The following is a 13,185-nucleotide window of genomic DNA, read 5'->3' as shown; positions in this document are numbered from 1 at the left end:
ATGCTTCCGTTTCGACTCGGATTTGATCATCCCGGCTATCTGTGGTTGCTGCTGGCGTTACCGCTGCTGTGGTGGATCGGGTATGCATCCTTGGCGTCCTTGGGAAGCCTTCGTCGATGGATGGCGTTGTTGCTGCGGACCGTGGTATGGACAACGCTTGTGCTTGCCATCGCAGGTGTCCAATTGGTTTGGGTCAGCGACCGAGTGACGGTCATGTACCTGTTGGACCAATCCGAAAGCATCCCCGTGGCAAAACGCCAAGTGATGCTGGATTACGTGATTCGAAATGTGCGGCGACATCGCGACGAAGCGAGAAAAGACCGGGCTGGCATCGTCGTCTTTGGTCGCGACGCGGCGATCGAGATTCCACCGTATGACGACTACATCCCGCAACTGCGACGACTAGAAAGTTTGGGCGGTCGTACCGATGCGACCAACCTAGAATCAGCGATCAATCTGGCCAAGGCATCGATGCCCGAGGACACGACTCGGCGACTGGTGATTGTCACCGACGGCAACGAAAACATCGGGCAAGCCAAGTCGTTGGCCGCGCGAGTCGCCGACTCGGGGATCGGCATCGATGTGGTGCCGGTGGTTCTCGAATCATCCAGCGAAGTCCTGGTCGAAAAAATCGACTTGCCAAACAACATCCGCAAAGGCCAGCCATTCGAAGCCCGTGTGGTACTGAACAACTATTCCGAATCCGGTTCCAGTGCCCCGGTCCGCGGCAAGCTTCGCGTCAAACAAAGCGTCGGCGGCGAGGACACGTTGCTGTTGGAAGAAACGATCACGTTGGATCCGGGCAAAAACGTCTTTCCGCTGCGGCACCAAATCGAACAGCCCGCCGCCTATATCTATGATGCCGAATTTGTCCCTGCCACCGAAGACGACGATGGTCTGAGACAAAACAACAGCGCCACCGCCTACACCTATGTCCGCGGCAAGGGGCGGGTATTGCTGATCGAAGAACGCAGCCGAATGGGCGACTTTGACCTGCTGGTGCAAACCCTTCGCGATGCCAACATCGAAGTCGTCACTCAGGCCAGTGACGAACTGTTTGGATCGCTGGCGGAATTGCAGGCTTATGACGCGGTCATCTTGGCAGGCGTGCCAAGAGTGTCCGGCGAATCATCGGATCTGATCACGTCGTTCACCGATGCACAGATCGAGATGCTGGTCAGCAATACTCAGCAGTTGGGGGCAGGCCTGTTGATGATCGGCGGCCCCGAATCATTTGGTGCCGGCGGCTGGACCGGGACCAAGATCGAAGATGCGATGCCGGTCGACTTTAAGATCAAAAACACCAAGATCCAAGCGGTCGGCGCGCTGGCATTGATCATGCACGCTAGCGAAATGGCCGAAGGCAACCATTGGCAGAAAGTGATTGCCAAAGCGGCCATCGAACAGCTGGGCCCATCGGATTACGCCGGGGTGTTGCACTGGACCATGCGTGGCGATTCGTGGATGTGGGGCGGCCGCAATGGACTGCTAGAAGTGGGTCCGAATCGCAAAGCCATGTTGGCGGCACTCGGTCGAATGTCGCCCGGTGATATGCCACAGTTCGATCCTGCGATGCGAATGGCGGTCGCCGGTTTGGCACGCACCCCCGCATCGGTCAAACACAGCATCATCATTAGCGATGGTGACCCGACCGATCCATCCCCCGCGACCATCAAGTCCTTCAAAGACAACAACATCACGATCAGCACGGTCGCAGTGGCGTCCCATGGTTTGACCGAAAGTCGTCGATTGCAACAGATCGCACAAGCGACCGGCGGTAAGTACTACGCCGTCGCCAATGGCCGCGCTCTACCACGGATCTTTCAACGCGAAGCACGCCGGGTGTCCCGCCCCTTGGTTTACGAGCCACCGGGCGGCGCGCTGCCCGAAGTCATTTTCCCGCACCCCATGCTGGATGGCGTTGACCGTGTGTTGCCCAACATTAGCGGCTTTGTTCTGACCCAGGCCAAGGATAGCCCATTGGCCCAAGTCCTGATTCAATCGCCCAAACCCGACGCGCCGGAAAACGCAACCATCTTGGCCGTCTGGACCTATGGCCTTGGCCGCACGGCGGTCCTAACCACCGACTCGGGGACCAAGTGGGCCTCGGAGTGGACCGGATGGGCCGGGTACGACAAGTTCTATTCCCAATTGGTCCGATGGTTGATGCGCCCCACCGGGGATACCGGCAAGTTCACGATCGCCACACAGGTTCGTGATGGCCAAGTGCAAGTTGTCGTCAACGCGTTGTCGCAGGACGATTCGTTTCTAAACTTCTTGGATATGAACGCGACCGCGCTGGGCCCCGATCTGAAACCGATTCCGCTTCGCATGCGACAGTCGGCACCGGGACGGTATGTGGGCGAATTTCCGGCGGACGGATCAGGCAGTTATTTTGTCAACGTGATCCCGGGCCCGGGCGCTGCACCGCTGACGACCGGCGTGACGGTTCCCTACAGCGACGAATTCCGTGTACGTGAAACCAACCAAGCACTGATTGAATCGTTGGCGTCGACCACACCCCGTGGTGGCCAAGCAGGGCAGGTCACCGTTCCGCTGGGAACTCAGCCCTCGGAAGATCTGATCAACAGCGACCCGTTTCGCGGCGGGTTGCCCTTGGCTCGCAGCATCCGCGACGCCTGGCCGTGGTTCGTGCTGGCGGGCTGCTGCATGTTCCTGGGCGATGTGTTCGTTCGACGTGTATCGATCCGATTCGATTGGATCGGAAAGAAACTGAAGGCACTAGGTGGCAAGGATTCTCAGAAAGATGCCGCGGTGACCGCCCGTCTGGATGCACTGCGAAAAAACAAAGACTCCGTCGACGCTTCGCTTCAAAAGCGACGAGCCAGTGTTCGGTTCGAACCTTCCCAGGACAGTAACGCAGCGCCGGAAATCGATCTTGGCAGCCCATCGGCACCCAATGCCGCCAAGTCCGCGGGGCCTGCTAAACCAGAAATTCCCGATGGGCCAAGCTATACCGAACGATTGCTAGAAGCCAAACGCAAAGCGAAAAAAGACCAGTCGAAGGAGTAGCGTCGGGTACGGGTACGGGTACGGGTACGGGTACGGGTACGGGTACGGGTACGGGTACGGGTACGGGTACGGGTACGGGTACGGGTACGGGTTCGGGTTCGGGTTCGAGTTCGAGTTCGAGTTCGAGTTCGAGTTCGAGTTCGAGTTTTTGGGCCGCTGTTCCGGCATGCACCTGTGACTTGCTTGCCTTCGCCATCGAACGGTGTCGTGTGGCGGAACCGGTTGGTCCCAATCGCCAATTGGCAACACACTACAAGCGTTCGGGGAATCAGCGCAGCGGATTCAATGCCCGATGCCCAGCAGTTCGCTTGTTCGGCTTACCAGTTTGGGTTCGCCATCGGTTCGATAGGCGCCTTCGCCACCTTGGCTGCGACCGCGAGTGTACCTGGACCAGATATTCGCTTTTCCTAGCAGCCCGCTGTAGTCCAGGCCCCAAGTGCCTTCGGTGCTCTCGCGGGGCCGCCCCCGGAAGAACGCCGCTCCACCGCCTACGAACCACGCGCTGTAGCGGTCGGTAACACTGGGCTTGGCAAATCGATGAACACAGAACGGAGCCCCGGATCGGCGACAGTTGTCCATCGTGTATCGCAGTGGCGGATTGTCTTTCCGGCTACGGTCACCCGGCCGATCAAATTTCGGCTTGGCGGGATGCCCCGGATCACGACAGACACCGTGGCTTGTTGCTGCCACTCCGCTATAGCCACCGCAGTCAACCGATCCCGCCGTCTGCCAATGAGCATCGCCCTGATGGTCACCGGGCTCGACGGTCCATTCTGCGTCGCTGACATGCGTTTGTGCACTGGCTACCGAGGAGCTTGCGGCGAACAGGATCACCCACACGGTGGTCAAACGCAGCTGCGGTACCTGGATCATGGCAACGACCATCCAACGGGAAAAATTGTCATTACCGGAATGATCGGCATTCCTTGCCACGGGACGTCATGTCAGTGGCGATTAGCGGAACGGTCTGGCTAATCGTCAAACTTGAACATTCATCCAAACCATTGCCCGCCAAGCAACGATCGATCAATCAGTGTCGCGACGAAAGTCATCTCGCCCCCGCCGCGCAGCGGTTTGCGGGGGGCAGAGAGTTAGAGAAAGGGGGAAGAAAGAAACGACACTGATTGATCGCTCGTTGCCAAGCAGCTAGGCAGCCCCGCACTAGGTCCATGCGTTCGTTGTGCTTGGTAACGTCCAAACGGCGACAGACGACCAATCCGTTTGGGCTGGGGATGACGCATGCGCCGGGCCGATCGCCGGGACCGGTGGCTGCAAGAGGATCCGATTTTTCCGGTTGGGACGATATTCCGGCTGACTTCGTTGTATTCGTGTTAAGACTGATCTTGCGGGGTTGCCGATTGAAAAGCCGTTTGTCGATAGCGTTTGTGTAGCAATGATTGCGACTTCCCTACCGGAAGATGAGATTATGCGAGGTGACAAGAAGTCGCCATCGCTGCTACCGAACATTGAACCGTGCAGGACGCACAGCAACTACCGAAATCAAGGACGGTTTCCATCATGGCGAATACAAAACGTGCGGTACGCCGCGCGCTGATGCTACTGCTAAGCATCTCGGGAGCAGCGTCACCTTTCACGGTGATCGCTACCGCGACGGCCGACGAAAGTTCGTTGGCGCAAGCGATGATGTTGCCAGAGTTCGATACCGCCGGACAAGTCGTGCCCGTGCGATACTCATCTGCACTGTGGGCGAACAACCTGGCCGACCAAGCCGCTGAAGAAGGCACGCCGGACGAAAACGTCGGCCAATCAAACGCCGATGACGATTCAGCCGACGATGATGACGCGGACCAGGACGACAAGTACGCCGCTTTGTCAAAGCAGTTCGCTGAACTGGAAAAGAAGCTAGAGAAGATCGAAGGAGCCGTTGACGACGTTGCCGGCGACAAGTCGATCGTGCATAGCGGCAGCAGCAATTCGACCATGAAGATCAGCGGGCGAGTCCACGCTGACGCATGGGGCTTCGACACCGAAGATGACCCAGCCCCGTCGTTCATGGACGGCGGCGACCCTCAGAACCGTCTTGGCTTCCGTCGATTGCGTTTCGGCGTGTCGGGGAAGGTCAAAGACAACATGCTGTACAAGATCGAGGCCGAGTTCGCCGGCGGTAGCAACGTCGAGTTTCGTGATGCCTATTTAGGCTGGACCGACTTGCCAGTTCTACGCACCGTGCTGCTGGGGAACCAGAAACGACCCTACGGTTTGGACCACCTGAACAGTTCACGTTACAACGTGTTCATGGAACGCCCGTTCGTGATCGAAGCGATCAACCAGGACGCTAGACGTCTCGGACTGGCATCCTATGGCGTTTCGGAGAACCAACGGTGGAACTGGCGATACGGCGTTTACAACCAACGCAATGTTCAGTCGCTGGGCAACTACATCGATGACCATTTGCAATTGGAAGTCACCGGCCGCCTTGCCAACACAATCTGGTACGACGAAGTCAGCGGCGGACGCGGGTACGCCCACTGGGCGATCTCTGGTAGCCACGCCGATTCGACGACCAACGCAACCAACGAAGCCCGATTCCGAACTCGCCCCGAGGCGCGATCATCCGCTCGTTGGATCGACACCGGGCGAATCGATGGCGCTGACTACTTTGACCTGATGGGCTTGGAAGGTGTCGTCAATGTGGGCCGCGTCCAAGTCGTGGGCGAATACCAAAGCCTTTGGCAAAGTCGGGACCAAGGATTCAACGACACACGCTTCGATGGCGGGTACGTCTACGCCAGCTATTTCCTGACCGGCGAACACATGCCCTGGGATCGGGAATCCGGAACTCTGGGACGCGTCAAACCGTTTCAAAACTTCTGGTTGGTCGACAAGTGCGACGGATGCCGGGATGCGGGCTGGGGAGCCTGGCAGGTTGCTGTGCGGTACTCTCATGCAGACTTTAATGACGAAGACATTCTTGGCGGAGTTGGTGACTCTTGGACCTTTGGCATGAATTGGCACTGGAACGCCAACGCACGCATGCAGTTCAACTACATCGCCGGTGAAATCGAAGACCGCGACGCTGGCAGTGGTCCCGAATCAGGCCGCTACAACATCTTTGGCACTCGATTCATGATCGATTTCTAGGGATCGATCACCGAAAAGGGGTCCGGTACCTTTTCTAAATTCGATACACCATCCAAAGGGAACCGGACACCTTTTTACGTGCCAAATCATTCCTAGGTAGAATCATGATCCGCCAATTCTCTTGCTGTGCCGCCGTCGCTTTTGCAATCGCGTTCGTCGCAACTCTGACGTCGGCACCGGCGCAGGCCGGATGTGGCCTGCATTCAAGCACCCGCTCGGGCTGTGCCCAGTGCGCCACTTGCTGCCCCCAGTGCAGTCACGTCTGCAAACTGGATGCAAAAGAAGTCGACGCCGAAAAGTCTTGCTTCGAAGTCGAAACCAAAGCAATCTGCATCCCCCGCGTCGTATTCCCTTGGCAACGCAAATCCTGCAAGTCCTGCGGCTCCTGTGATGGACGCGGCTGCAGCAGCTGCGTCAACAACGGTGCTACCATTCGCAAGGTGAAAGTACTGAAGAAGAAAAAGTACACGTGCCCCGAATGCGAATACACTTGGTCGGCCGAAAAAGTTGACTGTGCGGGTGGTTGCTCGGTTGGCTGTGCAGGCGGATGCGACAGCGGAACCGTCTATGGTTCATCGGAAACATCCGGCGGACCTACGATGGCATCCCCGGTGTTGTCGACCGATTACACCCAATCACAGGTGTCACCAATGCATTCGATCAGCGTCGAAACAGTTCCCCCAGCACCCAACTTGAACAATCGTCGACTGCCAGAGCCGGTCAAGAACTGATCTTTCGGACTGCAAGACGAAGCGAATTTCGAAGAGCCACCTGGATCACTTGGTGGCTCTTTTTTTGTGGGTTGATCGCTGCTTGATGATGGCACATCGAATTGCAATCCCAGCCAACGAACATCATGATGATGCGATGGCAATCCACGAGCACGACCGCGAAGACCTAATCCGTGAAGGCAAAAACATGCCGATCCGAGGGGAAGTCCTGGTCGATGGATCCCCGATCGTCATCGGATTTCGCCAGATGGGCCAGGTCAGCCTGTACTGCGGTGTGGCACCTGTCTTTCAATTCAATCAACAGCACCAGCTACGCCGCGTGTTTTGGCAGGATCGACGATTCGCTGCCCAGCACGGTCGACTGGTGGAACTCGTCCGCCCGAACCGCGGCGGGCGGGTTTCGATGGTCCACCAGGATCTTGATGACGAAACCATCACCGACATTCTCCGATCACTATCGCAATGGGTCGCGAAAACGCAGCGAATCGCTGATGATTCGACGGCAAACTGGCGAACCGAGGGCGCCACAGCCCAGGTCTTCCGCCAGCAGCTTCTTCGCTGGCTCGCGGGCCTTCCCCCCACCGTCGTCATAGCCGCCAACGCGAACGCCTAAGAGCGATGTTTCGCGGGTGAACCGTTCCGGACCCAAGCTGCGATTCAGCAAAGAAACTCAATGCTGACAGGCCCCGTCTCATTGTTTCTGAACGCCTGGGGGACGAAACTGTTGGGTCGAACCGCTGACTAAAATTCATCGGACCCACTGTCAGTGGATCGTGGGCAGGCACTGCCAACGATCGCCACTTTCCCACCTCCCCTTGGAAATCTAATGAAGAGTTTCGTTTTCGCAGTTGGCTTGGCATTCGCACTTGCCGGTCCAGCCCGCGCCCAAATGATCGTCAGCGATTTTGATTCGATCAAGCTGTACACGCTGGTCAACAAGTCCGACATGAGGGTGACGATCACGAACTACGGGGCGATCGTGACATCGATCTCGGTCCCGGATCGAGACGGAAAACTGGGCGATGTGACACTTGGCTACAACCGCGTCGAAGACTACATCAACGCAGTCGACAAACCCTACTTTGGCGCCATCGTTGGCCGTTATGGCAACCGCATCGCCAAAGGCAAGTTTTCGATCGACGGCACCGAGTACTCGCTGGCCACCAACAACAACACCAACCATTTGCACGGCGGTGTGATCGGATTCGACAAAGTCGTTTGGGATGCGAACCCCATCCATGGCAAAGGCTACCGAGGACTGGAGCTTTCGTATTTGGCCAAAGACATGGAAGAAGGCTATCCAGGAAACCTACAGATCAAGGTCACCTACAAGTTGACGGACGCAAACGAATTGTCCGTCCACTATCACGCCACGACGGACAAGGCGACTCCCATCAACCTAACCCAACACACCTATTTCAACCTGAAAGGCGAAGGGGAGGGGACCATCCTGGATCACGAACTGATGCTGAACGCCAAAACCTACACACCGGTTGATGAAAGCCTGATCCCCACTGGCGACATCCCCAGCGTGACTGGAACACCGTTTGATTTCACTGATTCCAAAGCAATCGGCCGTGACGTTGAACAAGACGACCAACAACTGAAGTTTGGTCTCGGCTATGACCACAATTTCGTCATCGACAAACCGCTAGGCGAAATGGGATTGGCGGCAACCGTGTTCGAACCGACCACCGGACGCGTGATGGAAATCACCACGACCGAACCTGGAATCCAGTTCTATTGCGGAAACTTTCTGGACGGGCGATTGAAGGGCAAATCCGGCAAAACCTACGAACACCGTGGCGGGTTCTGTCTGGAAACTCAACACTACCCCGACAGTCCGAATCAGCCCAACTTTCCGTCCGCCATTCTAGAACCGGGCGACACCTACGACACGACTACGATCTTCAAATTTTCCACGCGAAAATGATCGTCGGTTGAATCCAACCGTCGGGTGGAATCGTGACTGCCCCGCCACCGCCCTCGGCCCCGTCATTGAAATCTGAATGACGGCGGCCGCACGCGAAATGGCCACGAAGGATCCATGATCCGGGGATGGTTGGCCCACGGGCAACCGATCGCCTTTTCAATCGGTTGTCGCTACTAAATCAGCTACCGTTTGCAGGTGCTTTTCGAATCGCTTCCATTTGCCGATCGATGACGTGTACATCGGTTGACGCACCTGCCATTTGCTAGGCGTGCGAACCGAGCGACTGTTTTCGTGAAACGACAAACAGGCCGGATCCCAGTCCAGGCCACAGTACTGGATCAACTGCCGCGCGGTTGACTCGGGTTCCGTCACGGTCTGTTCGTACTGGACACTGTGGATCGCAATGGGAAGCACACTTTCGAAGTGAACCATCATCTTTTGGTATCGGCGAAAATACCCAGCTAATGTTTCCAAGTCACAGAACGGCGGATTCAGGTTTTGGCAAAAGCAGGAAACCAAAACATCCATCGGGTCGCGTTTGCAATGCACGAATTTGGCGTTCGGAAACAACAGTGACAGCAGTCCTAGATGCATGAAGTTCGTCGGCATCTTATCGGTCACAAAAGTTTCGGTATTGCAAAACGGTGACAGAATGTCGAGGTATTGATTGGCCAACCGCTGCAGTTCGAAGCTCGGAAGGTGCATCAATGCATCCGGATAGCCGGTCGCCGATTTCGGCAGTTCCGGGTTTGCCAGACGAACTTCATGTTCGATCGTGCGCCGCATCTGATTGACCGCCTTCAATTCACCAGCGCCCGCGATCGACGGATGGCTGGTCAATATCTGCTCGGTCAATGTCGTACCTGAACGCGGCATGCCGATGACAAAGATCGGCGTCAAGTCAGGACGGACAACTCCTAGCTTGCCATTGTTGGCGAAGAATTCCCTCGTGAAAAACCGCATCGCGTCATCGGCGATCTTCTGCAGCGGATTGTGCTTGGAATTTGTCTTTGACTGCGGATCCGATTCGGTGACGGAAGTTTGCGGCGGGGCAGACCGCCCGGCCGAAGATTGCCCTGTCGCACCGTCCGCCGGACGCCGATGGGTAGAGGGAGTCGCGATGGTCGCGTGATGTCCAGGTTTCAAGCGGTTGGCGATATCGTAGTGCAGCCACGCGTCGTCATACTTACCGATGTCGTCAAACACCTTAGCCACAGCGAAGTGCAAAAAGATGCGATCTCGGGCGGGAAGGTCTGCGACCTCTAGGCGTTCGCGAAGTTGATCGATGTAGCGACCCGTTTCCTCGTCGTTCGTAAACCGCTTTGCCCGCGTGTAGCGAAAATGGGTCACGGCATGGTTCGGATTCAGTTTCAATGCTTGCTGGAACTGATCAATCGCCTCGGGGATCTTTCCATCATCCACATTGGCGCTGGCCAGGTGAGTGATTGCCTGCTCGGACTTCGGATCCAAATCGAGTGCACGTTGGAACGAAACTCGCGACTGCTCGAAATGTTCTAACCGCGATTCCAAACGCCCTTGTCGAAGATAGCTATCGCTTCGGGGGGCTGCGCGATTGGCCGCCTGCAGGCACTGAAGCCGTTCTTCCAAAATTTTGTGACGTGCCAGTCGCTTGTTCTGGCGTCCCAACATCATGGCCCGCCGCCTCAGCAATTGGGCCAGAGCGCGGTTGATCGCCGGATGATTCCGATCGCTCATCAAGGCAACTCGCAGCGTGTGAATGGCATCCTTTAGCCGGCCGTTTTGCGCATGGATTCGAGCCAATTCAAGATCCGACTCGCCACCGCAATCGCTGATCACAATGGCACGCTGATGGTACTTCACTGCTAATTCGGGTTGGTTAAACTCGCTGGCCAATCGCCCCAACAGCGTCCAGCATGCGATTCGATTGGGATCAATTCGGACAGCGCGGTCCAGAAGTCGCTGAGCGTCGGCAAGATCCTGGGAAGCAATCGCGCACAGTCCTGCGACATGACAGGTCAGAGCCGAATCACTTTCGATGTCCGCTAATCGCACCTTCGAAACGTTCCCAACGCCCTTCACGTCGCTGATCAAATCGATGATGGCAGCAGCCACCAGGGAATTTTCGTCTGGACGCTGGCTTCGTGATCGACGCAAACCATCGTTGATCATCTTTTGCCGCGCGTCGGGCAGGGTCCCCGGCACGGCCCCCACGGCTTCGTCCAATAGCAGATTCAAAGTAGCGGGGCTAAAAGAAATGGACGTCGGCATAGATACGATCAAACAGGAGAACAACGGAACAGGCTCCGGTCACGCAAACAGAATCGTTTGGCGTGACCGGATAGTTTGGCAACAAATAACGGCCTACTCGTAGTAGTGCGCGTAGTTCGGATCGCCGTCGTACTGGTAGTAATAGTCCCAGTCGTAGTAGTACTCGTAGTTCGAATAGTAGTACCCGTAGTCGTGGTAAGTGTATTCGTACGTGTACGGATCGTAATCGGGATCATTGTCGGGGTCGTATCCCGTTTCGTCTTGATCGTCCGAGATGCCGTCACAAGTCAGCGTGAACTGAATCGGTGCGACCGATTGATCATCAGCCGAAAAGGCGGTGAAGCGAAGCACGTAGTCGCCCTGCTGCAACCAAGCCATTCCGGTGCGTGTCATGTCGTTTTGAGCGCCGATGACCAGACGAATTTCGTGCGTATGGGCGTCGTAAATCCGCAGTCGAGCGCCGTCACCGGCCGCAGCACCAAATGCACTGAAATCGAATCGGAACAACTTGGACTTCGAAGCAGTCCAGCGGAAAAATTCATCGACCGTTGCGTCAACATCACCGGAAATCAAATCATTCATCTGCGCCGGCGGTGACACAAATTCAGCGACCGCGACATAGTTGCCGACTTCGACCGCCGAGCCCGGATCGACGCTGACACGGATAAAGTACTCCTGTCCTGCGGTCGGTTGGTTGACTTCGACTGTCCATGTTCCATCCGGACGAAGTCGCGCCGTAGTCCCTACCGACTGACCCTGATCGTCAACGACGTACAGGTCCAAGTCGGGCGATCCACTTCCGACACCGGCCAAACTAACGATCAAACGCTGTTGCGATGTGGACGGCGCCACGACCTTCCACACATCCACATCGGAAGCTGACCCTACCGAAGATTGGATTTCGAATCGTTCATCGATTGAATCGTGTGCATCGATTTCGATCGCCGATGCGGTCGTCGAAACATCCGTTTCGAGATCTAGCAGATCAAACCCCGAGTACAGCGAATCGGCGCCTGATTGGTAGTCGCCTGGAACGATGTCCTGACTTTGCACAGCAGCGTCGCGATAGTCCAGTTCCAGAACGTAGTCACCGATTGAATAGAGACTATCGGAATCCGCAGCAGTCACTTTCACGAACAGATCCGATCCGACACCAAGCCCCGTCAATTCGACCTGATGATCGTTTTCAAACACGCTGGCGGCCATGCTTTGGGCAACCACCGTGCCGTCCGCCAAGGTGACCTCTATCTGCGACTCTAGCAAACTGATCCCTTCCGCATTCAATCGAATCGTGACCGAATTGGAACCGGGGACCGGGGAGAATCGGAAGTGGTCCACATCGTTGGCCGACGCGATACTACCGCGCGTGCGAATCGTTTCTGATGCCGGCGCAAAACCGATCGGGATGGGGATGATCGTGGCGGTCGCCAATTGATCGTTGGTGACCGATTCGTAGGGGTCACTGCGCATCCCGTACAGTTGTTGGATTTCGCCGATGTCTTCCGGGGCCAAGACGCCTTTGGGCGTCGTGTACTGGCCGAACATCACCGACCATTCCATCTGGTTGTCGTCCACGCCAAGCGTATTGCCGGCTTCGTGCAGCAGGACGCTGAACAGGTCTCGCTGTCCTTCGTCCCAGGTCGACAGGTCAGGGGCAACCGAATCGGGCCAATCGTACAGACGATAGTCCTGATTCGAATTCAGCAGCAAATCACCCGAGTAGGTTCCTGCGGCCACCTGGAACGGCAGCGAATTGGCCATCAATCCGTCTTGCGGAAACGCACCAATGCGAAACTCGCCAAATCGCGGATCTTGATTCATCAAGCCTGCAGCACCAAACGAAACGTCGAAATCGTTTCGCAGTCCGACATTGATGTCCGCATGGATCGCCCAGGTCTGATAGGCGCGCAATGCCAATTCTTGCCATTGCTGCTGATCGGCGGCATCCAGGGTCTGACGGATGTCATTTTCGTATTCGCCGATCGCGACTTCATCAGCAGGGAAACTGATAGATAGATCGCGAGCCTCGGGCCAGGGTGTTCCGAAGGCTGCCAGCAAGTCGCGGGCCTCCAGTGTCTCCAGCGAAGTGCGTTGGTTTTTCGTGCGACGCGTCGAACGTTTCATAAAGGCGGATCT

At 56.6% G+C, this 13,185-nt stretch carries 8 protein-coding genes; 5 read left to right on the top strand and 3 right to left on the bottom strand.

The features are described 5' to 3' along the window. Window positions 1–3,033 carry a VWA domain-containing protein gene (locus tag K227x_RS11375; RefSeq protein ID WP_391540431.1) on the top strand — a complete coding sequence of 1,011 codons (3,033 nt, stop codon included), beginning with the start codon at window positions 1–3 and terminating at the stop codon, window positions 3,031–3,033. Window positions 3,034–3,315: 282 nt separating this feature from the next. On the opposite strand, the gene K227x_RS11365 is transcribed toward K227x_RS11375, so the two are convergent. Next, the gene (locus K227x_RS11365) at window positions 3,316–3,906 is read right to left on the bottom strand and encodes a hypothetical protein (protein ID WP_145169602.1); all 591 of its coding nucleotides are present in this window, start codon (window positions 3,904–3,906) and stop codon (window positions 3,316–3,318) included. A 645-nt stretch (window positions 3,907–4,551) separates the two neighbouring features. On the opposite strand from K227x_RS11365, the gene K227x_RS11360 reads away from it, so the two are divergent. The 4 genes from K227x_RS11360 (at window position 4,552) to K227x_RS11345 (ending at window position 8,799) form a co-directional block, all read left to right on the top strand. Continuing rightward, window positions 4,552–6,135 (top strand): OprO/OprP family phosphate-selective porin, encoded by a 1,584-nt coding sequence (locus K227x_RS11360; RefSeq protein WP_246146740.1) that lies wholly within the window; start codon window positions 4,552–4,554, stop codon window positions 6,133–6,135. A gap of 104 nt (window positions 6,136–6,239) precedes the next feature. Further along, a complete protein-coding gene (locus K227x_RS11355; protein ID WP_145169601.1) occupies window positions 6,240–6,866 on the top strand; it encodes a hypothetical protein in 627 nt (208 codons plus the stop codon). Window positions 6,867–6,951: 85 nt separating this feature from the next. Continuing rightward, on the top strand, window positions 6,952–7,479 hold the full coding sequence (locus K227x_RS11350) for a hypothetical protein (protein WP_145169600.1): 528 nt from the start codon (window positions 6,952–6,954) through the stop codon (window positions 7,477–7,479). Between the two features lie 213 nt (window positions 7,480–7,692). Beyond that, window positions 7,693–8,799 (top strand): aldose epimerase family protein, encoded by a 1,107-nt coding sequence (locus K227x_RS11345; protein WP_145169599.1) that lies wholly within the window; start codon window positions 7,693–7,695, stop codon window positions 8,797–8,799. Between the two features lie 156 nt (window positions 8,800–8,955). On the opposite strand, the gene K227x_RS11340 is transcribed toward K227x_RS11345, so the two are convergent. Both K227x_RS11340 and K227x_RS11335 read right to left on the bottom strand, forming a co-directional pair. Then, window positions 8,956–11,049 carry a tetratricopeptide repeat-containing sulfotransferase family protein gene (locus K227x_RS11340; RefSeq protein ID WP_145169598.1) on the bottom strand — a complete coding sequence of 698 codons (2,094 nt, stop codon included), beginning with the start codon at window positions 11,047–11,049 and terminating at the stop codon, window positions 8,956–8,958. Between the two features lie 93 nt (window positions 11,050–11,142). Next, complete coding sequence (locus K227x_RS11335; RefSeq protein WP_145169597.1) at window positions 11,143–13,173, bottom strand: matrixin family metalloprotease; 2,031 nt, start codon at window positions 13,171–13,173, stop codon at window positions 11,143–11,145. Between the last annotated feature and the right edge of the window lie 12 nt (window positions 13,174–13,185).

Source organism: Rubripirellula lacrimiformis (genome assembly GCF_007741535.1).
Classification (GTDB): Bacteria; Planctomycetota; Planctomycetia; order Pirellulales; family Pirellulaceae; genus Rubripirellula; species Rubripirellula lacrimiformis.
Note: the sequence above shows the minus strand (reverse complement) of the source record. Positions and strands in the feature narration are given on the sequence as shown.